This window comes from Modestobacter sp. SYSU DS0657, assembly GCF_054050925.1.
In genome coordinates this window covers 25194-47730 of sequence record NZ_JBJHAG010000031.1, presented here as the reverse complement: position 1 = coordinate 47730, position 22537 = coordinate 25194, and the positions used below count along the sequence as shown (strand labels likewise).

The following is a 22537-nucleotide window of genomic DNA, read 5'->3' as shown; positions in this document are numbered from 1 at the left end:
CGACAGCCACGCGTTTTTTATAAAAAAAAAAAACACCACGCCCCGGCGGCGGGCCCGGGCCCGGCCCCCCCCCCCCCCCCCCCCCCCCCCCCCCCGTCCGTCAGTCGGCCGGCGCGGCCGCGCCGGCGGCCTGCGCCGCCTGGTACGCCTCCACCGCCGCCTGCAGGTCGGCCTGGGCCTGGCCGATCGCCGCGAAGTCGGCGTTCCGCTGGGCGTCCGCCAGTGCATCGATCGCCGCGTCGATGTCCGCGAGGGCGGCCTCCAAGGTCGGGGAACCGCCGTCACCACCCGCCGGCGGGCTGGTGCCCGGGTCCGCCGGCTCCTCCGCCGCGGGGGTCTCCCCCTCGACGCCGTCGCTGTCGGGCGCGGCTTCCCCGGCCCCCTCCCCGAACACCTGGGTCAGCGCCTCGGCCAGGGTGTTCGCGTAGCCGATGCGGTCCTGGTAGTTCACCAGCACCTTCTGCAGCAGCGGGAACCCACCGGCTCCGGTGCCCTGCACGTAGAGGGGTTCCACGTACACCAGCCCGGCGTCACCGATGGGCAGGGTCAGCAGGTTGCCGAACACCGGCTCGGAGTTGTCGCTGTTGAACAGGGTCAGGTCCGGTCGCACCTGGTTGTTCGACTCGAAGGCGTTCTGCACCTGCAGTGGACCTCGGTAGGGCGTGTTGCCCGGCAGCCGCAGCACCTGGATCTCGCCGTAGCTCTCCGGCGCCGACGACGCGGAGATGAACGCCGAGAGGTTGTCCCGGTTGAAGGCGTTGAGCGCGCTGGTCAGCTGGAAGCTGGCCTGGTCGTCGCCCGGCCGCTGCGCCAGGATGTAGTACGGCGGCTGCGCCTCCTCCACCGGCCGGGTCGGGTCGTTCGGCACCTGCCACCGGTCGTTCTGGTTGTAGAAGTCGACCGGGTTGGCCACGTGGTAACGGGTCAGCACGTCCCGCTGGAGCTTGAACAGGTCCTCCGGGTACCGGACGTGGCTGATCAGCTCCTCGGACATGTCGCTCTGCGGCTGCACGGTGCCCGGGAAGGCCTTCATGTACGTCTGCAGGACCGGGTCGGGGTTGGCCTCCTGGTCCCAGGCGTAGAGCGTCACCGTGCCGTCGTAGGCGTCGACGGTGGCCTTGACCGAGTTCCGGATGTAGTTGAACTGCTCGTTCGGCAGGGCCGTGGTGCCGACGCCGGTCAGGGCGTCGGTGGCCGCCTCACCCAGCGACATCTGCTCGGCGTAGGGGTAGGCGTCCGACGTCGTGTAGCCGTCGAGGATCCACTGCACCCGGCCGTCGATCACCGCCGGGTAGGGGTCGCCGTCCACGGTGAGGAAGGGCGCAGCCTTCTCCACCCGGTCCAGCGGGTCGCGGACGTAGAGCACCTTCGACTGGTCGTTGACCGCGCCGGAGAGCAGGAAGTTCCGCTCGCGGTAGAAGATCGCGAAGGTCAGCTGGCGGAAGAAGCTGCCGATCGAGACCCCGCCCTCACCGTCGTAGGTGGAGTTGATCTGCCGGTCCTCCGACCCGCCCTCGGGCAGGTCGAACTCGCGCGGGTCGTCCGTGCCGCCCACCACCGAGTAGACGTCCTGGCCGAGCACGTTCATCAGCTCGCCGTAGTAGATGCGGGCCTGGTCGACCTCGATGTCGCCGGTGGTCGGCAGGTTGCCGGTGGTGAAGTTCGGCTCGCCCCCCTCCTGGCCGGCGACGACCTCGTTGGCCGGTGCGGCGACGAAGCCGTTGCCGTGCGTGTAGACGGTGTGCCGGTTGATCCAGCTGCTCTGGTTCTCGCTCAGCCCCGACTGGTCCAGCTCACGGACGGCGACCACGTAGTCCTGCAGCTCGCCGTCGACGGTGTACCGGTCGATGTCCAGCTTCTCCGGGAAGCCGTAGACGTTGCGGATCTGCTGGCGCGCGGTGAACGTCGCCGAGAGCACGTTCGGGTCCAGCAGCCGGGCGTTGGAGATGGTCGGGGAGTCCGCCAGCTCGGCCAGCGCGGCCTCGGTGTCGGTGCTGTTGCCGGACACGTCGCCGTCTGCGCCGGCACTGGTGGTCTGGTCCTGCGCGTAGGGGACGTACTCGACCTCGTCGAGGTCGTAAGCGGCCAGCGTGGACTCGATGGCCCGCTGGATGTAGTCCTGCTCCCGCTGGTCGGCCGAGGGCTTGACGACGAACTGCTGCACGATGGCGGGGTAGGCCACCCCGATCACCAGGCTGGCGACCAGCAGCAGCCCGAGCGCAGCCGCCGGCAGCAGCGTGTTGCGCACCAGGATGTTGGCGAAGAAGGCGATGGCGCAGATCGCCGCCACGAAGACCAGGATGTTCTTCGCCGGCAGCAGCGCGTTCACGTCGGTGTAGCTGGCGCCGGTGAAGACGTCACCGCGGTTGGAGTAGACCAGCCCGTAGCGGTCCAGCCAGTAGGCCACCGCCTTCAGCGCGACGAAGAGCCCGACCAGCACCGACAGCTGCACGCGGGCGGCACCGCTGAGCTTCTGGCCCGGCGTCTGCAGCCGCAGGCCGCCGAAGACGTAGTGCGTGAGCACCGAGCCGATCAGCGCGAGCAGCACGATCGCGAACCCGAAGCCCAGCGCCAGCCGGTAGAAGGGGTAGTCGAAGACGAAGAAGGAGAGGTCCAGCCCGAACTGCGGGTCGGTGCGCCCGAAGTCGGTGGCGTTGCGGAACTCCAGCCAGGTGCGCCAGCTGCCCTGGGCGGTGAAGCCGGCGAACAGGCCGAGCACCACGGCGAGCGCGGTCAGCAGCGTCTTGCGACGCGGCTCGATCGACTGCCGGTAGCGCTCGAGGTTCTGCTGCTCCAGCGACATCGGCCGGAAGGTCGGCCGGAAGCGGTAGGCCAGGTACACGGCCAGCCCCACCAGGCCACCGGTGGCCACGCCGACCACCGCGAACAGCAGGGCACGGGTCTGCACCTCGGTCCAGAAGACCTCGGTGAAGTTCGTCTCGTCGAACCAGAGGTAGTCGACGTAGACGTTGGTCAGGGTGCCGATGACGCTGAACAGCACCAGCAGGACGGCGACGACGCCGATGACCAGCTTGGCGCGCCGGGACAGCGTCGGCACCGGCACGGGGGGCCGCATGGCCACGGTCGGTCTCCTGTCTGTTGCGACGTACTCGAAGAGCGGTGTTCTCGGGGGATGTTCCCGGGGACCGGCACGGCGCCGGTCCCCCGGGGTCCGACCGTAGGGGCACCGGCCGCACCCGTGGGGCAGCCGGACACTCCCGGGTCGCATCCTCAACTGTTGTCGACCGCGCGGGGTTCCCGAGGGGAGCCGAACCCGGTCAGTACTACACGGGCGGAGCCCCGGTCAGCAGGGGTCGGGGGTGACCCCGGCCCGCAGGTCCGCCAGCGCCTGGAGCGCGTCGTCCAGGGTGGCCACCTCGGCCATCGGCAGGCCCGGCTGCGCGTTCGCGAGCGCCTCGGCACAGTTCTCGCTGGGCACCAGGAACAGGTCGGCGCCGATCTCCCGGGCGGAGACCAGCTTCAGCGGGACGCCGCCGATCGGCCCCACGGCACCGTCGACGTCGATCGTCCCGGTGCCCGCCACCACGGCACCCTCGGTGAGATCGGTGTCCCCCACCAGGTCGATGATGCCCAGGCTGAGCATCAGCCCCGCCGACGGGCCACCGACGTCGTCGACCTGGATCTCGACGTCGAACGGTGCGTGCGGGGTCTCCAGCACACTGATGCCGAGCGCGGCGCCCTCCCCGTCCGGCGCGGCCGTGGTCGTCACGGTGCCGCTGCCGGTGACGCCGAGCCGGGTGTACTCGACCTCGACCTCGGCGCCCGGCTCGATCCCGCCGAGCACCGCGGCGAGCGTCTCGAAGTCCGGCGTCGGCATGCCGGCCACGGCCCGGACGGCGTCACCGGCCTGCAGCGTCCCCTCGGCCGGGGAGCCGTCGACCAACTCCTGGACGACGACCGCCTCCGGGTAGCCGAGCTCGCCCAGCGCCGCGCCGCGGGCGGCCTGCTCGGAGGTGAGGAAGGCCTGCCGGTTCTGCTGGCGGGTCTCCTCCTCCGACTGGCCCGACGGGTAGACCTGCTCCCGGGGCACCACGGTGACCTCGTCGTCGAACCAGCCCTGCACCGCGCCGACCAGCGTCAGCGGCCCGGAGGGGACCCCGACCGTGGTCAGGTTGAGGTTCCCCGAGGTCTCGTTCTCCTCCCGGCCCACCACGCTGATGATCGGGGTGCCGTCGATCTCGCCGAGCGTGTTGTAGGTCGGGCCGGGCACCTGCGCGACGTAGGGCACCGGCAGCAGCGAGCCGAGCGCGCCGAACACGAACAGCAACACCGACCCGGCGACCAGCACGGTGGTCCGACGGCTCACGACTCCTCCTCGTCCGGCGCGACACCGACCCAGCGTCGCCTGTCGAACGGCGAGAGTAGGTGACCTGCCGCCGGCCGCCGCGGGACGCGCTCCGCTCCGAGCGCAACCGCGGGCCGCCGGGCAGCGCCCGGAGGTGCGCTGCGGACCGCCACCCGCGTCTACGGTGGGGTCATGAGTGATCTCCCGTTCGGCTTCGGCCCACCCGACCGCGATCCCGAGCGCCGGGGCGAGTCCGGCGGCTCGGGCGGTGGCCCGGCCGGGAACGACCCGTTCGGCCTGGGGGCCCTCTTCGGCGCTGCCGGCGGCGCCGGCGGCCCGGCCGACCTGATGGGCAAGATGCCGCTGTTCGCCGAGCTGCAGAAGCTGATGAACTGGTCCGGCGGCCCGGTGAACTGGGACCTGGCGCGCCAGGGGGCGATCAGCCAGCTGGCCCCGGGGCACCAGCCCACCTCCGCCGGCGAGCGGTCCGCGGTCACCGAGGCGCTGCGCCTGGCCGACCTCTGGCTGGACCAGGTCACCGAGCTGCCCTCGGGCATCGACCGCGGTCTGGCCTGGTCGCGCGTGGAGTGGGTGGAGCAGACCCTGCCGGCGTGGGCCGCCCTCATCGACCCGCTGGCCGAGCGGGTGGTCGCCGCCATGACCAGCGCCCTGCCCGCCGAGGCCGCGGCGATCGCCGGCCCGCTGGCCGGGATCATGGGCCAGATGGGCGGCGTCATGTTCGGCGCCCAGGTCGGCCAGGCGCTGGCCCGGCTCGCCGACGAGGTCACCACCAGCACCGACGTCGGGCTGCCGCTGGGCCCGCAGGGCGCCGGCGTGCTGGTGCCGCAGAACGTCGCCGCCTTCGGTGCCGGGCTGGACCGTCCCGAGGACGAGGTCCGCCTCTTCCTCGCGCTGCGCGAGGCCGCCCACCAGCGGCTGTTCGCGCACGTCCCGTGGCTGCGCCAGCAGCTGACCGACGCCGTGCACGCCTACGCCCGGGGCATCCACGTCGACCGCGAGGCGATCGAGCGGGGCATCCAGGAGGCGATGGGCGGCATGGAGGGCGGCCTGGACCCCAGCGACCCGGAGAGCATCCAGCGACTGCTGGGCAGCGGGGTGCTGGAGCCCGAGGAGACCCCCGAGCAGCAGATGGCCCTGCGCCGGCTGGAGACCCTGCTGGCCCTGGTCGAGGGCTGGGTCGACAGCGTGGTCGCCGCCGCGGCCGCCGAGCGCCTGCCCGGGCACTCCGCGCTGGCCGAGACGATGCGCCGTCGCCGAGCCTCCGGCGGCCCGGCCGAGCAGACGTTCGCCACGCTGGTCGGGCTGGAGCTGCGGCCGCGCCGGCTGCGCGACGCCAGCACGGTGTGGGGGGCCATGGCCCAGCAGCACGGCAGCGCGGAGCGCGACCGGCTCTGGTCGCACCCGGACCTGCTGCCCACCTCCGAGGACCTCGACGAGCCGCTGGACTTCGTCGCCCGTCAGGGCGCCGGGGACCCCCTCGCCCAGCTCACCGCCGACGGGCTCGACGAGCAGCCCCGCGACGAAGCCGCTGACGGTGGAGAGCAGCAGGGCGACGACCCGGAGAACGGCGACACCCCCCGCACGTGACGCCCCCGGCCCCGCCGCAGGGGCCCGCCGCGAGCGCGGTGACGTGCTGGAACGGCCCCGCCGCAGGGGCCCGCCGCGAGCGTGCGAGCGGTGGGGATCGGCCCCGTCCCGAGGCTCGCCCCGAGCCTGCGAGGGGTGAGGAGGACGGGGTCCTTTGACCTTCGTCAGTCGATGGCGCCGGGCTCCAGGTCGCCGTCGGCCGCGGCGGGCGCGGTCCGCCCGCCGTGCTCGACACCCTCGAGGAACCCGAGCGCCCGCTCGGCCCGCGGGTAGGCGTGCACCAGCGCCCAGAAGCGCTGGTCGTGGCTGGGCTCGAGCAGGTGGGCGAGCTCGTGCACCAGGACGTAGTCGACGACGAACTCGGGCATCCCCCGCAGCCGGCTGGACAACCGGATCGTGCCGTCGGCGGGGGTGCACGACCCCCAGCGGCGGTTCTGGTTGTCGACCCAGCGCACGCTGACCGGCACGGCGCGCCCGTCGAGGTGCGCGTCCGCGAGCTGCCGGGCGCGCGCCATCAGGTCCTCGTCCGAGCCGAGGGTGCGCTTGCGCCGCTCCTCCCGGGTCTGCAGCTTGGCCACCATCTGGTCGACCCAGCGTCGCTCCTCGGCAGCGCTGAACGCGGCCGGGATCAGCACGATGGTGCGGCCGTTCTCCCGGTACGCGGTCACGGTCCGCCGTCGCCGAGCGCTGCGCCGCACCTCGACGGGTCCGGCCACGGTCGTCAGCGCCTCGTCCGCGGCGGCGGGCGGGGCGTCCGGGCGGCGCTCGGGTCGCTGGTGCACGGACGCACGGTAGCCGTCGGCGCGGGGTCCGCCCAGCGGGCCGACACCCGGTGGTGGACAGGTCCACACGGTCAGTGGACAGCCGCTGCCGGCGGATCCCCCGAACGGTGGAACGCACTCCCCTCCTCCACACCCCGGGGACGGCGTCGGCGCAGGTGAACGGCCCGCCGGCCGGGTCGGCCGCGCGCCGGTCCCCCGTCCGTGCACAGCCCGATCGCGCCGCTTCCCCACCGTGTCCACACCTTCGTGCACAGGGTGTGGGCCAGTTGCGGACCGGTCCGCGCCAGCCGGCCTGTGGACGACGTCGGCACGGGCACGCCACCCGCTGGCACCCTGCTGCCGGTGACCGAGACCCCGCACCCCCTGCTCCCCGCCACCACGCCGGTGTCCTGCCCGGACGAGGGCACGGTGCAGGTCGGCGGTGCCGACGGGCGCGACGGCGTACGGGTGTGGCCGGCCGGTCCGGAGATCGCCCGGCTGCTCACCGGCATCGACGGCCGGCGCACCGAGCGCGCCCTGCGCGGCGACTGGTCCGCGGCCGGGCTCGGCGACGACGTCGTCGAGGACCTGCTGGCCGGGCTCCGCGGCGCCGGGCTGCTGCACGAGGTCACCGCCGGCGACCTGCTGGCCACCGACCCCGGTCCGGCAGCCACCGCCCGGGCCGGCCTGGAGCTGCCCACCGTCGCCGCCGGGCGCTGGCGGGTCCGGCGGCAGAGCTCGGTCGTCGTCGAGGGCGCGACCCGGGTCGGCACCCCGCTCGCGGCCCTGCTGGCCGCCAGCGGCGTCGGGCGGGTCTCCGTCCGCGACCGCGGACTGACGACCGCCGGAGACCCGGTCGTCGGCGGCGTCGCCGCCGTCGACGAGGGCCGGCCACGGGTGCTGGCGGCGGCCGACGCGGTCCGGCGGGCCAGCCCGCTGACCGACCTGCGCCCGCTGCCCCCGGAGCAGCACCCCGACCTGGTGGTGCTGTGCCGCCCCTGGGCGGCCGTCGACCCGCTGACCGCCGCGCTGCACCGCGACGGGGTGGCGCACCTGGTCGCGACGGTGCGCGGGGAGACCGGAGTGGTCGGTCCGCTCGTCCTGCCGGGCGTGAGCAGCTGCCTGCGCTGCGCCGAGGGGTGGCGCCGGGACGACGACCCGGCCTGGCCGGCGATCGCCGTCCAGCTCGCGGCCAGCCGGCCGGGTCCGGCGGGCAGCACCCTCACCTGCCTGGCCACCGCGGTGACCGCGGCCGTCCAGGCGCTCGCCCACCTCGACGGCGGCGACCGGGCCCCGGCCGTCCTCGACGCCGCGGTGGAGCTGCGACCACCGTCGCTGGAACCCCGCCTGCGCCGCTGGCCGCCGCACCCCGCGTGCGGCTGCGGCGCCGCAGCAGAGGGCGGGGTCGCGGCGGAGAGGGGACAATGGGGTGGTGAGTGACACCGAGCGGGACATCCCACGGGGGGCGGTGTCCCGAACGGCCCGGCTGGCAGCTCTGCCCCTGGGCGCCGCCGGGCGGGCCACCCTCGGCATCGGCAAGCGACTGTCCGGCCGGCCGGCCGAGGAGGTCGACGCCGAACTCCAGCAGCGCACCGCGGAGCAGCTCTTCGCCGTGCTCGGGCAGCTCAAGGGCGGGGCGATGAAGCTCGGCCAGCAGCTGTCCATCTTCGAAGCGGCGGTGCCCGACGAGGTCGCCGGCCCCTACCGCGAGGCGCTGGTCAAGCTGCAGGAGGCCGCGCCACCGATGCCGGTGCGCACCGTGCACGCCGTGCTGGCGCAGCAGCTGGGCGGCCGGTGGCGGGAGCGGTTCCGCGACTTCGACGACACCCCGGCCGCGGCGGCCAGCATCGGTCAGGTGCACCGGGCGACCTGGCGCGACGGTCGGGACGTCGCGGTGAAGATCCAGTACCCCGGGGCCGGGACGGCGTTGATGGCCGACCTGAACCAGCTCGCCCGCTTCGCGCGGATGTTCGCCGTGCTGTTCCCGGGCATGGAGATCAAGCCGCTGATCGCCGAGCTGAAGGTCCGCGCCGAGGAGGAACTGGACTACGGGCTGGAGGCCGACGCGCAACGGGGCTTCGCCGCGGCCTACGCCGACGACGAGCAGATCGCCGTCCCGCGGGTGGTGGCCAGCGCGCCGAAGGTCATCGTCTCCGAGTGGCAGGAGGGCACCCCGCTGTCCCGGGTCATCGCCACCGGCACCCAGGAGCAGCGCGACCGCGCCGGGCACCTGATGGCGGTGCTGCACTTCTCCGGTCCGCAGCGGGCCCGGTTGCTGCACGCCGACCCGCACCCGGGCAACTACCGGCTGCTGCCCGACGGTCGGCTCGGGGTCATCGACTTCGGCGCCACCGCCCGGCTGCCGGAGGGTCTGCCCGAGCCGATCGGCCGCCTGGTGCGGTGGGCGCTGGAGGGCCGGGCCGAGGACGTGCTGACCGACCTGCGGAAGGAGGGCTTCGTCCGGCCGAACGTCGAGGTCGACGCCGAGAGCGTGCTCGACTTCGTGCTGCCGTTCCTGGAGCCGATCGCAGTCCCGTCCTTCCAGTTCACCCGCACGTGGATGCAGGAGCAGGCCGTGCGGATCGGTGACCCACGCAGCGACGCCAGCCGGCTGGGGCGCCAGCTGAACCTGCCGCCGGCGTACCTGCTGATCCACCGGGTGACCATCGGGTCGATCGGTGTGCTCTGCCAGCTCGACGCACAGGCGCCCTACCGGGGCGTGTGCGAGGAGTGGCTGCCGGGCTTCGCCGGCTGACGGTCCACCCCGGAGCACCCGGGTGCGGCGGCGGTGGAGCGCCGCCGCACCCGGGTGGCCGGGCTCACCAGACCGCCGCCCCGGCCCGGGCAGCGCGGCGGGTGGCCCGCTCCGCCCGGCGGTCGCAGCGGCGGGCGGTGGCGATCCGTCGCGCGCGCGCCGACCGGTCGGCGTCGGCCAGTCGTTGCCGTACCTGGTCGAGGACCAGGTCGGGGTCCATCAGGAACATCGCGGGTCCTCCGGGTGCGGGGGCGCCGTGCGGCGCCGGTGGGTGGTGCATCGGGTCACGGGCCGGCTGCCGCCCGGACGTCGGACCGCGGCCGGCCGGGTGCTGCGGCGGGCGTGGCTCATGCCGCGACCTCCGCTCGGACCTTGGGGGGACGCCCCCGCGGCCGCTTGCGGGCGATCACGACACCGCGGTCGAAGATCTCCCCGCCCCAGACGCCCCATGGCTCGGCCCGGTCGAGCGCTCCGGCCAGGCAGGACGCCCGGACGGGACACTCGACGCACAGGCTCTTGGCCTGCTCCAGCTGGGCCGGCGCCTCGGCGAACCACAGGTCCGGGTCGGACGACGCCCGGCAGGGCAGCGTGCGGCGCGGCGCCGGGGTCAGCCCGGTGGTGGTGGACACGTGCGTGCGGTCGATCCCTCGCCGGCGGTGGGTCGCGGGCTCGATCGTGGTCGGCACGACCGCTCCTCCTCTTCCTCGGTCGGTAGGCCGGTCGACGGGGTCCCGCCGACCGGTGGTCGGGGTGGGTCCGCGAGGCAGAGAAAGACGAAGGCCGCGGATCCCGGTTTCCGGGTTCCGCGGCCTCGAGGAGGACCAGCCGAGCGGCTAGCTCAGCGGGTCTTCCGGGGGCAGGTCACCCGGGGTGGTGCTGGTGGCGCGCTGCGCGAGGACGCCGGTGGCGGCGAGGCCCGTGCGAGTGAGGTCGATCAGGTGCGCATCGGTGCCATAGCGCGCACCGGTGCCCTTCGGGGTGGCGTCCGCGCCGGAGAACAGGCCGCGCAGCCGGACGGCGGGCAGACCCGTCCCCTGGAACGGAGCGGCGGTGGGCGCCATCAGGACGGCGCGCTCGGTCCACGCGGTGGCGCACACGGCAGCGGCCGGCTCGGGGGCCACGACGCCCAGGCCGGTCACGACGAAGTCGGTGCTGTTCACGAAGCCCCTCCTCTCCGGGGTCGGAGCCCGGCCTGCCGGCCGTGCTCCCTGCTGGTGCTGCTCTGTCCTCGGTGGTGCTCTGTCCTGGGTGGTGCTCTGTCCTGGGTGGTGCTCTGTCCTGGGTGGTGCTCTGTCCTGGGTGGTGCTCTGTCCTGGGTGGTGCTCTGTCCTGGGTGGTGCTCTGTCCTGGGTGGTGCTGGTCGTCGGCGGTGCCGTCTCCGGTCCTGCCGAGTGCGTCCTGGGTCACCCCCAGGTGCTGCAGCGAAGGCTAGGGCTGGCCGACGAACGGGTCAATCGAATTACCGGTGAATCGCGGAGAAGTGTGTTCTTCCAGGTCAGCCGGGCGATCAGCCGTCGATGGCCGCGAGCACCCCGGCGCCGTAGAGCTCGAGCTTCCGGGCCCCGACGCCAGGCAGCGCGGACAGCTCGCGCAGCGACGTCGGCCGGGTCTCGGCGATCGCCTGCAGGGTGGCGTCGGTGAACACCACGTAGGCCGGGACGGACGCCTCCTGGGCGGTGCTGCTCCGCCAGGCGCGCAGCCGCTCGAACCGCTCACCGGCCTCCCCCTCCAGCACGACCTTGGGCCGCTTCGCCGGGCGCCGGGGCGCCGCGGCGGTGTCCGGGGCCAGCCCGTCGAGGAAGCGGCTGCGCGGCCGGGCCCGGCGCCCGCCGGGGTTGCGCGCCAGCGACCAGGAGAGGGTGAGCTGCTCGCGGGCCCGGGTCACCGCGACGTAGAGCAGCCGCCGCTCCTCCTCGACCGCCTCCGGACGAGACTGCGACTGGGCGATCGGCACGACGCCGTCGACCAGGCCGACGACGAACACCGCGTCCCACTCCAGGCCCTTGGCCGCGTGCATCGACGCGAGCGTCACCCCCTGCACGGTCGGCGCGTGCTGGGCGTTGGCGCGCTCGGCGAGGTGGGCGACGAACCCGGCGAGGTCGAGCGTGGGCTGCTCGGCCACCAGGTCGACGGCGAGGTCGACCAGCGCGGCCAGCGACTGCCACCGGTCCCGGGCCGCGCCACCGGCCGGCGGCTGGTGCTCGGCCCAGCCCACGGACGCCAGCACGTCGCGCACGGTGGGCACCAGGGCGCCCTCCTCGTGCCCACCGGCAGCCGCGCCGCGCAGCAGCAGGACCGCCTCGCGCACCTCGGGCCGCTCGAAGAACCGCTCACCGCCCTTGAGCACGTACGGCACACCGACGTCGGCCAGCGCGGACTCGTAGACCTGCGACTGGGCGTTGATCCGGAACAGGACGGCGATCTCGCTGGCCGGCAGCCCGCTGTCGATGAGCTCCCGGCAGGCCTTCGCCACCGCGGCCGCCTCGGCCGGCTCGTCGGGGTGCTCGACGAACCGGGGGGCCGGGCCCTCCGGACGCTGCCCCAGCAGCCGCAGCCCCGGCAGGCCCTTGCGGGGCGGGGCCTGGCCGATGAGCTTGTTCGCCAGCCCGACCACCTGCGGGGTCGAGCGGTAGTCACGCTCGAGCTTGACCACCTCGGCGTCGCCGTACCGGTCGGCGAAGCCCAGCAGGTAGTCCGGGTCGGCACCGGTGAAGGAGTAGATCGTCTGGTTCGGGTCACCGACCACGCAGACCTCGGCGCGCCCGCCGAGCCAGGCGTCGAGCAGCCGCTGCTGCAGCGGGTTGACGTCCTGGTACTCGTCGACGACGAAGTGCCGGTACTGCGCGCGCACCTCCCGGGCGACGTCCGGGTGCTCCTCGATGGCGTAGGCCGTGACCAGCAGCAGGTCCTCGAAGTCCAGCGTGCCGTCACGCTGCTTGGCCGACTCGTAGCTGCGGTAGACCTCGGCGACCGCCGCGGCGTCGAAGGGCAGCTCCCGCCCCGCCGCCGCGGCCCGGGCCGGGTAGTCCTCCGGCGTGGCCAGCGTGGTCTTGGCCCACTCGATCTCGCTGGCGAGGTCGCGCAGGCTGGTGCGGTCGGTGGTGAGCCGGTTGCGGGTCGCCGCGCCGGCGACGACCCGGAGCTTGTTCTCGATCAGCTCCGGCATCGGGCCGCCGAGGACCCGGGGGGCGAAGTAGCGCAGCTGGCGCATCGCCGCGGAGTGGAAGGTGCGGGCCTGGACACCCCCCACACCGAGCGCGGAGAGCCGCCCGCGCAGCTCACCGGCGGCGCGGGCGGTGAAGGTCACCGCGAGCACCTGCTCGGGGACGAACTCCCCGAGGTGCACGCCGTAGGCGATCCGGTGGGTGATCGTGCGGGTCTTGCCGGTGCCGGCACCGGCGAGGATGCAGACCGGCCCCCGCACCGCGGCCGCGGCCGCCCGCTGCTGCTCGTCCAGGCCGGCCAGCACCGCCTCGGCGCCCGCCGCCCCTTCCCGGACCCCGTCCGCTGCGATCCGGCCCTCTGCTGTCCGCGGCATCCCCACGTCCCCGATCCTCCCAGCCCGGGACGACAGGCCGGGGAAGCATCCCCAGGACCGGGGCGTTGCCCCACCGGCAGGCTCCCCGGGCCGGGCCACCCGCCCCGGGTGGCCCTCCGGGGCACGAACGCGAGAGGATCCACCCGATGAGCGCTCCGGCACCCACAGTCACGATGTACACCACCAGCTGGTGCGGCTACTGCGTCCGGCTGAAGAAGCTGATGCAGCTCGAGGGGATCGACTACGCCGAGGTCAACATCGAGGCCGACGAGGACGCCGCCGAGCTGGTCATGCAGGCCAACGGCGGCAACCGCACCGTGCCCACCCTGGTGTTCGCCGACGGCTCGGCGCTGACCAACCCGAGCATCGAGCAGGTCAAGGGCCAGCTCGCGCAGCTCCCGGACGCGTGATCCCCGACCCGCGGCCCTCCGGGGGCGACGACCGCCCCGCGGGGGGTTGCGGGAACGGGTCCGCAGCCTCCGAGCCCGCCGCAGCCGACTGTCCCCTGGCCGCGACCCGCAGCACCTGGGTCGTGCTGCCACCGGAGGCACTGCGCACGCCCGACGGCGCGCCGGCCGTGCTGCTGACCCGCACCACGGCGGGGTGGACGGTGCTGCAGCCCCCGGCCGGGGTCGGCCAGTCCGCCGGCGCGGAGGGCGACACCGGGCTCCCGCTGGTCGAGGCGATGACCCTCGCCGACCTGGTGGCCGGCGAGCTGGGGGTCCATCCCGAGCCCGACCGCCAGGCCCGCCGGGCGGCCCGGTCCGGCGCAGCACCGGCGGCTGCCGAGGGCAGTGCCGAGACCGAGGAGGTCCAGGCCCTGCGGCGCACCATCGCCCAGCTGGAGCACGCCCTGGCCGCCCGGGTGTCGATCGAACGGGCGATCGGGGTGCTCGCCGAGCGCCACGCCGCTCCGCCGAGAGAGGCCTTCGAGCAGCTGCGCCAGCAGGCCCGCAGCTCGGGACGCTCGGCCGCCGACCTCGCTCTGGAGGTGTTGGCCTCCCTCCCCCCGGAGCCACCGCACCCGGCACCGGGACGCCGGGGCGCCCCCGACGACCGCGCCGGCCGGGCGCCGCACGTGCTCGGGTCGAGCGGAACCGACGCGCCCGCCCCGGGAGCGCCGAGCTGACCGCTCCGCTCCCGCTCTCCCCCGGTGCGCTCGCCGATCGCCTGGCCGAGCTGCTCGCCCCGCTGCCGCCCGAGCCCGGTGCGGCCGCGCTGCGGGTCGCCGTCGACGGCCCGGAGCTGCCGGGCGCCGCCGATGGGCTGACCGGGCCGGGAACGCTGGCCACCGCGCTGGCCGAACGACTGCCGGGGCTCAGCCGCGCGGCCGCGGTCGTGCCGGCCGATGGCTTCTACCGCCCGGCGTCCCTGCGACTGGAGCACGGCCGCACCGATCCCGACGCCCGGTACTCCGACTGGCTCGACGCCGGCGCGCTGGCGCGGGAGGTGCTGGACCGCTGCGGTCCCGGCGGCCCGGGCGAGTACCTGCCCGCGCTCTGGGACGTGGCGCGTGACCGGGCGGCCCGCGAGAGCTACCGCCCCGCTCCGGCCGGCGGCGTGCTGCTGGTGCCCGGCTCGCTGCTGCAGGGGCTGGGGCTGGCCTTCGACGTGGTCGTGCACCTGCGGGTCAGCCCGGCCGCCCGGCGCCGCCGGGTGCCGGCGGAGCGGGAGTGGGAGCTGCCCGCCTTCGACCGCTACGACGACGAGGTCGACCCGCAGCTGCTCGCCGACGCGGTGGTGCTCGCCGACCACGCCGACCGCCCCGCCCTCGTCCTGCAGGGGCGCTTCAGCTGAGGAAGGACCATGTCCTCCTCATCCCTCGCAAGCTCGGGACCTCGCCTCGGGACGGGGCCATCAGAGGTCGCCGGCCACCCAGCGGTCGATGATGTGCCGTGCGATGGAGACCCGGGGCGGCAGCGCCTGCGGGCCGCTGCCCGAGCGCAGCTCGTCCCGGCTGAACCAGCGCGCCTCCTCGATCTCGTCGTGGTCGATGCGCAGCTCGGTGTCGACCGCGCGGGCCACGTAGCCCAGCATCAGCGACTGCGGGAACGGCCAGGGCTGACTGGAGACGTACCGCACGTCGGTGACGCGGATGCCGACCTCCTCGGCCACCTCGCGGGCCACCGCCGCCTCCGCGGACTCCCCCGGCTCGACGAAGCCGGCCAGGATGGAGAACCGCCCGGCCGGCCAGACGGCCTGCCGGCCCAGGACGCAGCGGTCGCCGCCGTCGTGCACGAGCATGATCACCGCCGGATCGGTGCGCGGGAAGACCTCGCGGCCGTTCTCCGGGTCGCGCTGCACCCAGCCGGCGCGCTCGATGGTGGTGCGCGCACCGGTCATCGGTGAGAACCGGTTGCGCTCGTGCCACTCGATGATGCCCACGGCCTGCGCGAGCAGACCGGCGTCGAGGTCACCGAGCTCGCCCCCCACCTCGCGCAGGCCGGCCCAGCGGTCGACCTGCCGGCCGTCGAGTGCCGCCGGGCGCGGTGTGCGCAGCGCGGCGTAGGGGACGCCGTCGGCCTCACCGAGGTAGATCGCGCCCTCGGGCATCGTCGGGCGCTCGTCGTAGACCAGCTCCGGCCGGCCCCCCGCATCGCGGACCGGCGCGGCGCGCTGGTCGTCGACGAGCAGCACCCGCACCGGCCGCCCCTGGGCGGGGTCGGGCAACAGCCGGGAGAGGTGCCCGCGGTCGTGCGCGGTGCGGGAGAGCAGCGGGGTGTCGGTGACCGCGCCGGCGTAGCGGTCGTCGGGCCAGAACCCGCGGACGTCGGGCGGTGTGGTGCCGGGCGCGGGGTTGTCGGCCGGGGTGCTGCCGCCGGGCGGGACGCTCACGCCCCGGCCTGCGGCGCCGGCGCTGTCGGGACCGGACGGACCTCGACCGGACCGACCGCGCCGAGCGGGTCGGCGACCCGCCCGGCGTCCCCGACCACGACCGCCGTCAGCGCGGTGGGCGCGAGCCACCGGCGGGCGGCCTCGGTGACCTCGTCGACCCCCACGGCGGCCAGCGCTCGCTGGTGGTCGGCCAGCCACTCGGCGGACAGGCCCGACCCGAACAGCGCCGAGAGGGTGCTGGCCAGGCCGGCGTGGGTGGCGGTGCCGAGCGCGAGCGTGCCGAGCAGGTAGCGGCGGGCGGACTCGAGCTCGGCCTCGGAGACCGGGGTCAGCGCCATGCGCCCGAGCTCGTAGACCGTCTCCAGCAGCGCCGGGCCGGTGACCTCGGTGGCGACGTCGGCGTCGACCAGGAAGGAGGAGCCGGCGACCAGGTGCTCCACCGAGCTGCGCGGGCTGTAGGTGTACCCCCGCCGCTCGCGGAGGTTCTCCACCAGCCGGGAGGAGAAGTAGCCACCGAACACCATGCTGGCCAGCCGCACGGCGGGCAGCTGCGGGTCGGTGCGGCCGGGGGCCGGGCCACCCAGGCGGATGTTCGACTGCACGGCGCCGTCCCGGTGCACCAACTGGAGCGGGCCGGGAGCGGTCGCCGGAGCGGGCGGCGCGGTGACGGCGACGCCCTCGGCGGTCCAGCCGGCCAGGGCGGTGCCCACCGCGTCCGCCGCCGCGACCGGGTCGACGTCGCCGACCAGCACCAGCGTGCTGCCCGCGGGCAGCGCCCGGTCGCGGTGCAGCTTGCGCAGCGCCGCCGGGGTGACCGCCCCGACCAGCTCGGCCGACGGCAGCTGCTGGGCGTAGGGGTGCGAGCCGTAGCGGCGCTCGGCCAGGGCGGTGCGGGCGATGAGCCCCGGCTGCGAGCGGGCGATGCGCAGCCGCTCCCCGACCCGGGACCGTTCGGCCTCGACCTGGCGCGCCGGGTAGGTGGCCGAGCCGAGCAGCTCGGCGACGACCCCGAGCACCTCGCCCAGGCCACCGGGCAGCATCGTGGTGGCGAGCAGCAGGCGGTCGGCGTCGGCCGAGACCGACAGCTCGGCGCCCTGTGCCTGCAGCAGCTGGGCGAGCTCCAGCTCGTCGTGCCGGGCGGTGCCCAGCAGCACTGCGCCGCTGAGGACGGCGGTGCGCGCAGCGTGCACGGCGGCGGTGCGCGGGGTGGCGGCGGCGAAGGGCACCCGCAGCCGCAGCTCGATCAGCGGCACGCCGGGGCGCGGTACGACGACCAGGCGCAGGCCGTTGGGCAGCGTCGTCTCGTGCACCTGCGGAACGGGCATGGGCCGGGGGTCGCCCAGCGGCGGCACCAGCACCGGGGCGCTCATCGGGCACCGCCCGCACGCAGCTCGAGCACCGCAGCGGTGTCCGGGGACAGGCCCCGCGCCGCCGTCCGCACCTGGTCGGGCGTGACCGCGGCGAGCCGAGCGGCCAGCTCACCGGCCAGCTCGGCACGGCCGTGGATCAGCTCCGCGGCCGCGAAGCCGAGCGTGCGGCCGAGCACGGAGTCGGCCTGCTGCAGCAGCTGGGCCTCGGCCCGGGCGGTCACCCGGGCGAGCTCCTCGGCGGGGACGCCGTCGTTGGCCACCTTCTCGACCTCCTCGTGGACGGCGCGCAGCACCGCATCGGTCGACACCTCCGCCGGGTGGTGCACCTGGGTGACCAGCAGCGTGGCGTCACGGACGTCGAACGGGTCGCCGAACAGGCCCAGGTAGCTGCTCTGCCCGACCGCGAGGTGGTCGGTGTGCAGCAGCCGGCGCTCCAGCCGGGAGGCGTCGCCCTCGCTCAGCAGCTCGGTGAGCAGCACCGTGCCGAGGTAGGTGTCCAGGTCGTTCACCGGGTCGGGCACCCGCCAGCCGATCGCGACCGCGGGGGCCGGGGCCAGCGGGTCCTCGACCACGCCGCGCCGGACGGCGGTCGGCGAGGGCTCGCCGGTGTTCGGCATCGGCGGGGCGGGGCGGGCAGGCACCCGGTCGAACCAGCGGCGGACCAGCTGCTCGGTCTCGGCCACGTCCAGGTCACCACCGATGCACAGCACCGCGTTGGCCGGGGCGTAGTAGCGGTCGAAGAAGTCCTGCGCGTCGTCGACCGTGGAGGACTCCAGATCGACGAAGGAGCCGTAGCCGTCGTGGGTGTTGGCGAAGGTCTCGAACGCGATCGGCGGCAGCTGCAGCCACGGGAAGGCGCCGTAGGGGCGGTTGAGCACGTTGACCCGGATCTCCTCCTTCACCACGTCGATCTGGTTGCGGAGGTTCTCCTCGGTGATGGCCGGGGCGGCCATCCGGTCGGCCTCCAGGAAGAGGGCCCGCTCGAGCGCCTCGGCCGGCAGCGCCTGGAAGTAGTTCGTGTAGTCCTGGTGCGTGGAGCCGTTGAAGGTGCCGCCGGCGGCCTGCACCAGCCGGGCGTGCTCCATCTTCGGGACGCTCGCCGAGCCCTGGAACATCATGTGCTCGAACAGGTGGGCGAAGCCGGTGCGGCCCGGCGGCTCGGAACGCATGCCGACGTCGTAGAAGACGCTGACGGCGACGACGGGGACACTCCGGTCGGGCGCCAGGACCACGCGCAGCCCGTTGTCGAGCGTGAACCGCTCGACCGGGTGGCGCAGGACCAGGTCGCCCTGAGCTGCTGTCACGCGACCGACCCTAACCGCGCCCACCGACGCGCCGCCCAGCGGTTCGCCCGTTCGGGCAGGTGCGACCGAGGCGGCCCGGAGGGACCCCGCCGACGCTTGTGCTCTGCTCACCCGTGGTGAGCAGAGCACGAGCATCCTGGACCCCACCCCCCGTGCCGCGCCGGTCGGGCACGGCACCCGGCCGCGGTGCGACCCGGAAGGGTCGCCATGTCACAGCACCTCGACGGACTCCAGCACGCGGTCGACGACGCCGTAGAGCTCGGCGTGGGTGTTGGGGACCGAGACGTACAGCAGCGCCGGGGCCTCGCGGCCGACGTCGACGAGCAGCAGCGCGGCCCGTTCCCCGGTGGCGTCGTAGCCCTCGACGTCCCAGGCGAGGTCGAACTCGTAGACCCAGGCCTGCGCGCCGTCGACGGTGACCGCCTCGTCCCGGCGCACGGTGCGCTCGTTGGGCCCCGGGTAGTGGGCGTCCCGGACGAAGTCGGCGATCGTGGTCGTGGTGATCTGCAGGCTGGCCGGGCCGCTCCACCCGAACGCCGACACCAGCGGCCCGGACGTGCACTGGGCGATGAAGGAGTCGAAGCCGTCGGGCAGCTCCTCCTGGGTGACGAAGTACTGCCCGGCGGTCGCGGTGGTCTCGATCTGGTCGCCGCGGTCCCACTCGAACCAGCCGTCGCCCAGCCAGGGGTAGGAGATGCCGGCGGCCTCGTCGACGACCCGCACGGTGCCCGGGGGGAACGGGGTGCCGGGCTCGCTGCTGGGCCGGGCGACCGGCGTGCCCGCCCCGTCGTCGTCGGAGCGGCCGACGAGCACCCCGACGAGCACGACGAGGGCGACCACCAGCAGGGCACCGAGCCCGACCAGCAGCGGCCGGCGTGACCGGGGCGCGGGCGCCCCGGCGCCCCACGCCTCCCAGGCGGCCGGGTCTGTGGCCGGCCGGCTGGGCGCCTCGAACGCCCGGCCGACGCTGACCCCGGGGCCGGCGGGGGTGGTGACGTCGGACCAGCCGGCACCGTTCCACCACCGCACCAGCCCCGGGGCGCCGTCCGGGTCGGGGTACCAGCCGGGTGGGGCGGCTCCGGGCGCGGTCACGTCAGCGGGCGACGGTCGCCAGCTCGCGCCACAGGTGGGCGGCTGCCTCCGCGCCGCGGTGCAGCATCGGCAGCAGCACCCGCTCGTTGGGCGAGTGGATCCGGTCGGTGGGCAGCCCGGCGCCGAGGAACACCAGCGGCGCGCCCAGCTGCTCGACGAGGTCGGCCTCCGGGCCGCTGCCGCCCTCCTTCATGAACAGCACCTGGTCCGGGGCGCTGTCCCAGGCCTGGGCGATCGCCGACAGCAGCGCGTCCATGTACGGGGAGTCCAGGTCGCTGGCGCAGGGGGCGACGCCGCCGGGTGGGGCGTGCACCTCGGCCTCGATGCCGGCGGGCAGGTGCTGCTCGACCCAGGCGCGCACCTGGTCGGCGATCTCCTCCGGCCGCTGGTCGGCGACCAGCCGGAAGGTGAGCTTGGCGTGCGCCTCGGCCGGGATGATCGTCTTGTGGCCGGGGCCGGTGTACCCGCCCCACATCCCGTTGACCTCCGCCGTCGGCCGGGCGCCGATGCGCTCCTGAGTGCTGAACCCGGCCTCACCGGTGGTGGCCCGGGAGGCGGCCGGGCCGGCGAGCCACGCGGCCTCGTCGAAGGGCACCCGGCCCATCAGCTCGCGCTCGCGGTCCGACAGCGGCCGCACCTTGTCGTAGAAGCCGGGGAGGGTGACCCGGCCCTGGTCGTCGTGCAGCGCGCTGATCAGCTCGGCCATCGCGTGCAGCGGGTTGGGCACCGCGCCGCCGAAGGAGCCGGAGTGCAGGTCGACGGCCGGGCCGCGCAGGGTGATCTCGGCGTCGGCCAGCCCGCGCATGGAGGTGACGGCGCTGGGCAGGTGGGGGGCGGCCATGCCGGTGTCGCTGACCACGACGACGTCGCAGTCGAGGCGGTCCCGCTGCTGCCGGAGCAGCTCCGCGAAGTGCGGGGAGCCGGACTCCTCCTCGCCCTCGATGACCAGCTTGACGGTGACCGCGGGGGTGTTCCGGCCGGTGGCGGCGAGGTGGGCGCGGATGCCGAGCAGGTGGAAGGCGACGTTGCCCTTGTCGTCGATGGCGCCGCGGGCGTGCAGCTCGGGGCCGTCGGGGCCCTCGACGCGGGTCGGCTCGAACGGCGGGTGCTCCCACAGCTCCAGCGGGTCGACCGGCTGGACGTCGTGGTGACCGTAGACGAGGGCGACGGGGGCGCCGGCGTCGGCGGAGGGCCACTCGGCGAAGACCGCCGGGGCGCCGGGGGTCTCCCAGACCTCCACGGTCGGGAAGCCGGTGCGGCGCAGCGCCTCGGCCAGCCACTCGGCGCTGGCCCGCACGTCGCCGGCGTGGGCCGGGTCGGCGGAGATCGACGGGATCCGCAGCCACGCGTCGAGGTCGGCGTGCAGGTCCTCGAGGTGGGCGGTGACGAAGTCGCGTTCGGGGCTGCTGCTCACCGTCGAACGGTAACGCGGGGTGCCGAGCCGACCGGCGCGGTGGCGGCTACGTTGCGTGCATGCCGGTGGGGATGCTGCAGGTGGACGTCGGTGACCTGACCTTCGACGTCCGGACCGACGGACCGGACGACGGGCTGCCGGTGCTGCTGCTGCACGGCTTCCCGGAGACGTCGCTGTCGTGGTCGGCCGTGACGCCGCTGCTGGCCCAAGCCGGGCTGCGCACGTTCGCCCCCGACCAGCTGGGCTACTCCCCCGGCGCCCGGCCGCTGGACGTCGACGCCTACGCGCTGCCCAACCTGGTGCAGGTCACCGCGGACCTGATGACGGCGCTGGACGTGCCGGTGGCGCACGTGGTCGGCCACGACTGGGGCGCCAACGTGGCGTGGGGCCTGGCCGCGTGGCACCCGGACCGGGTGGCGTCGCTGACCGCGGTCTCGGTGCCGCACCCGACGGCGTTCACCCTCGCCTACCGGGCCGACCCGGAGCAGAAGGAGCGGTCGGGTTACGTCCGGCTGTTCCGCCGGCCCGGGGAGGCGGAGGAGGCGCTGCTCGCCGACGACGCGCGGCGGATGCGGCGGCTGCTGGAGGCACCCGGCGTGCCGGCCGAGGCGGTGGACGCCTACGTCGGCGTGCTGTCCGCGCCGGGGGCGATGACCGCCGCGCTGAACTGGTACCGGGCGACGGACGCCGGCACCCGGGTCGAGCCGGTGGAGGTGCCGACGACGTTCGTGTGGAGCGACGGCGACGTGGCGATCGGCCGCACCGCGGCGGAGGCGTGCGCGGACCAGGTGACCGGTGACTACCGGTTCGTCGAGCTGCCGGGGATCACCCACTGGGTGCCGGAGCAGGCGCCCGAGGCGCTGGCCGGGGCGATCATCGAACGGGTGGCGGGTGGCGCCGCGTTCGACCCGGCCCCCGGGCACCACCAGGCCCCGCCGAGCTGACCGTCTCGGCCCCACGCGTGTGCGCTGACTGCTGATCCCCGGGCCGCGGCCCAGCACCCAGCGCACACCGTCAGGGTGGTCTGTGAGCGCTCAGCGCAGGGGCAGCTTCATCCCGACGTGGCTCGCGGTGAACCCGAGGGACTCGTAGAAGCGGTGCGCATCGGCCCGGGCGGCGTCCGTGGTGAGCTGCACCAGCGTGCAGCCGCGTTCCCGGGCCCGGTCGACCGCCCAGTCGACCAGCCGGCGGCCCACCCCGTTCCCGCGGTGCGCGGCCGCCACCCGCACGGCCTCGATCTGCGCCCGCTCGCCGCCCCGCCGCACCAGGTGAGGCAGGAAGGTGACCTGCAGGGTGCCGACGACCTCTCCGTCGACGTCCGCGACGACCAACCGGGTGCGCGCGTCATCGCTGACCGCCGCGAACGCCCGCAGGTGGTCGGCCACCAGTGGCTCGCGCGGCTGCTCCCGGGCGGACCCCAGTGCGTCGTCCGCGTACAACGCCACGACCGTCGGAAGGTCGCTCTCGAGCGCGTCTCGAATCATGCCGACCGCCTGGTCCAACGATGTGCGCTGACCGCCAGTTCCGGGGCCGGCGACCAGCATTCTGCGCACA

General features: G+C 74.9%; 20 protein-coding genes. 7 read left to right on the top strand and 13 right to left on the bottom strand.

Annotated features, from left to right (window positions below; all coding sequences use genetic code 11):
• Nucleotides 1–100: 100 nt before the first annotated feature.
• Nucleotides 101–3076, bottom strand: coding sequence for a UPF0182 family membrane protein (locus ACI79A_RS16995; RefSeq protein ID WP_457084938.1), 2976 nt, complete (start codon nt 3074–3076; stop codon nt 101–103).
• Between the two features lie 228 nt (nt 3077–3304).
• Entirely contained in the window at nt 3305–4327 is a 1023-nt protein-coding gene (locus ACI79A_RS16990; protein ID WP_457084937.1) for a YlbL family protein, read from the bottom strand.
• 171 nt (nt 4328–4498) lie between these two features.
• Between ACI79A_RS16990 and ACI79A_RS16985 the strand changes: the two genes are divergently transcribed.
• Nucleotides 4499–5914 carry a zinc-dependent metalloprotease gene (locus ACI79A_RS16985; protein WP_457084936.1) on the top strand — a complete coding sequence of 472 codons (1416 nt, stop codon included), beginning with the start codon at nt 4499–4501 and terminating at the stop codon, nt 5912–5914.
• A gap of 164 nt (nt 5915–6078) precedes the next feature.
• On the opposite strand, the gene ACI79A_RS16980 is transcribed toward ACI79A_RS16985, so the two are convergent.
• Nucleotides 6079–6696 carry a M48 metallopeptidase family protein gene (locus ACI79A_RS16980; RefSeq protein WP_457084935.1) on the bottom strand — a complete coding sequence of 206 codons (618 nt, stop codon included), beginning with the start codon at nt 6694–6696 and terminating at the stop codon, nt 6079–6081.
• Nucleotides 6697–7038: 342 nt separating this feature from the next.
• Here ACI79A_RS16980 and ACI79A_RS16975 point away from each other — a divergent pair, with 342 nt between their 5' ends.
• Nucleotides 7039–8115: a ThiF family adenylyltransferase gene (locus tag ACI79A_RS16975; protein WP_457084934.1), complete on the top strand. Its 1077-nt coding sequence runs from the start codon at nt 7039–7041 to the stop codon at nt 8113–8115.
• On the top strand, nt 8108–9430 hold the full coding sequence (locus ACI79A_RS16970) for an ABC1 kinase family protein (RefSeq protein ID WP_457084933.1): 1323 nt from the start codon (nt 8108–8110) through the stop codon (nt 9428–9430). Before ACI79A_RS16975 ends, ACI79A_RS16970 begins: the two co-directional genes overlap by 8 nt.
• Nucleotides 9431–9494: 64 nt before the next feature.
• Here the strand turns inward: ACI79A_RS16970 and ACI79A_RS16965 are convergent, their stop codons facing one another.
• The 4 genes from ACI79A_RS16965 to ACI79A_RS16950 form a co-directional block, all read right to left on the bottom strand.
• Nucleotides 9495–9659 (bottom strand): hypothetical protein, encoded by a 165-nt coding sequence (locus ACI79A_RS16965; RefSeq protein ID WP_457084932.1) that lies wholly within the window; start codon nt 9657–9659, stop codon nt 9495–9497.
• A 118-nt stretch (nt 9660–9777) separates the two neighbouring features.
• Entirely contained in the window at nt 9778–10116 is a 339-nt protein-coding gene (locus ACI79A_RS16960; RefSeq protein WP_457084931.1) for a WhiB family transcriptional regulator, read from the bottom strand.
• A gap of 147 nt (nt 10117–10263) precedes the next feature.
• Nucleotides 10264–10590, bottom strand: a complete 327-nt coding sequence (locus ACI79A_RS16955; RefSeq protein ID WP_457084930.1) for a hypothetical protein — start codon at nt 10588–10590, stop codon at nt 10264–10266.
• 347 nt (nt 10591–10937) lie between these two features.
• Nucleotides 10938–12968 carry an ATP-dependent DNA helicase UvrD2 gene (locus ACI79A_RS16950; protein ID WP_457084929.1) on the bottom strand — a complete coding sequence of 677 codons (2031 nt, stop codon included), beginning with the start codon at nt 12966–12968 and terminating at the stop codon, nt 10938–10940.
• Between the two features lie 146 nt (nt 12969–13114).
• Between ACI79A_RS16950 and ACI79A_RS16945 the strand changes: the two genes are divergently transcribed.
• From ACI79A_RS16945 to ACI79A_RS16935, 3 genes are all read left to right on the top strand, one after another.
• Nucleotides 13115–13378, top strand: coding sequence for a mycoredoxin (locus ACI79A_RS16945; RefSeq protein WP_457084928.1), 264 nt, complete (start codon nt 13115–13117; stop codon nt 13376–13378).
• Nucleotides 13379–13500: 122 nt separating this feature from the next.
• Nucleotides 13501–14097 carry an ANTAR domain-containing protein gene (locus tag ACI79A_RS16940; protein WP_457084927.1) on the top strand — a complete coding sequence of 199 codons (597 nt, stop codon included), beginning with the start codon at nt 13501–13503 and terminating at the stop codon, nt 14095–14097.
• A 209-nt stretch (nt 14098–14306) separates the two neighbouring features.
• Nucleotides 14307–14765, top strand: coding sequence for a uridine kinase (locus tag ACI79A_RS16935; protein WP_457084926.1), 459 nt, complete (start codon nt 14307–14309; stop codon nt 14763–14765).
• A 60-nt stretch (nt 14766–14825) separates the two neighbouring features.
• Here ACI79A_RS16935 and nudC read toward each other — a convergent pair whose 3' ends face one another.
• The 5 genes from nudC to ACI79A_RS16910 form a co-directional block, all read right to left on the bottom strand.
• Nucleotides 14826–15803 (bottom strand): NAD(+) diphosphatase, encoded by a 978-nt coding sequence (gene nudC / locus ACI79A_RS16930; protein WP_457084925.1) that lies wholly within the window; start codon nt 15801–15803, stop codon nt 14826–14828.
• Entirely contained in the window at nt 15800–17173 is a 1374-nt protein-coding gene (locus ACI79A_RS16925) for a M16 family metallopeptidase (RefSeq protein ID WP_457084924.1), read from the bottom strand. Before ACI79A_RS16925 ends, nudC begins: the two co-directional genes overlap by 4 nt.
• Nucleotides 17170–18477 carry a M16 family metallopeptidase gene (locus ACI79A_RS16920; protein ID WP_457084923.1) on the bottom strand — a complete coding sequence of 436 codons (1308 nt, stop codon included), beginning with the start codon at nt 18475–18477 and terminating at the stop codon, nt 17170–17172. Before ACI79A_RS16920 ends, ACI79A_RS16925 begins: the two co-directional genes overlap by 4 nt.
• A 210-nt stretch (nt 18478–18687) precedes the next feature.
• A complete protein-coding gene (locus tag ACI79A_RS16915) occupies nt 18688–19569 on the bottom strand; it encodes a DUF2510 domain-containing protein (protein ID WP_457084922.1) in 882 nt (293 codons plus the stop codon).
• Nucleotide 19570: 1 nt separating this feature from the next.
• Nucleotides 19571–20983 carry a dipeptidase gene (locus ACI79A_RS16910; protein ID WP_457084921.1) on the bottom strand — a complete coding sequence of 471 codons (1413 nt, stop codon included), beginning with the start codon at nt 20981–20983 and terminating at the stop codon, nt 19571–19573.
• A 59-nt stretch (nt 20984–21042) separates the two neighbouring features.
• Here ACI79A_RS16910 and ACI79A_RS16905 point away from each other — a divergent pair, with 59 nt between their 5' ends.
• A complete protein-coding gene (locus ACI79A_RS16905; protein WP_457084920.1) occupies nt 21043–21927 on the top strand; it encodes an alpha/beta fold hydrolase in 885 nt (294 codons plus the stop codon).
• 90 nt (nt 21928–22017) lie between these two features.
• Here the strand turns inward: ACI79A_RS16905 and ACI79A_RS16900 are convergent, their stop codons facing one another.
• Nucleotides 22018–22467, bottom strand: a complete 450-nt coding sequence (locus ACI79A_RS16900) for an N-acetyltransferase family protein (RefSeq protein WP_457084919.1) — start codon at nt 22465–22467, stop codon at nt 22018–22020.
• Nucleotides 22468–22537 lie beyond the last annotated feature (70 nt).

Coding starts and splice junctions, on each gene's coding strand:
- ACI79A_RS16995 (WP_457084938.1), bottom strand. CDS start 3,076: ATGCGGCCCCCCGTGCCGGTGCCGACGCTGTCCCGGCGCGCCAAGCTG.
- ACI79A_RS16985 (WP_457084936.1), top strand. CDS start 4,499: ATGAGTGATCTCCCGTTCGGCTTCGGCCCACCCGACCGCGATCCCGAG.
- ACI79A_RS16965 (WP_457084932.1), bottom strand. CDS start 9,659: ATGTTCCTGATGGACCCCGACCTGGTCCTCGACCAGGTACGGCAACGA.
- ACI79A_RS16950 (WP_457084929.1), bottom strand. CDS start 12,968: ATGCCGCGGACAGCAGAGGGCCGGATCGCAGCGGACGGGGTCCGGGAA.
- ACI79A_RS16945 (WP_457084928.1), top strand. CDS start 13,115: ATGAGCGCTCCGGCACCCACAGTCACGATGTACACCACCAGCTGGTGC.
- ACI79A_RS16925 (WP_457084924.1), bottom strand. CDS start 17,173: ATGAGCGCCCCGGTGCTGGTGCCGCCGCTGGGCGACCCCCGGCCCATG.
- ACI79A_RS16905 (WP_457084920.1), top strand. CDS start 21,043: ATGCCGGTGGGGATGCTGCAGGTGGACGTCGGTGACCTGACCTTCGAC.
- ACI79A_RS16900 (WP_457084919.1), bottom strand. CDS start 22,467: ATGATTCGAGACGCGCTCGAGAGCGACCTTCCGACGGTCGTGGCGTTG.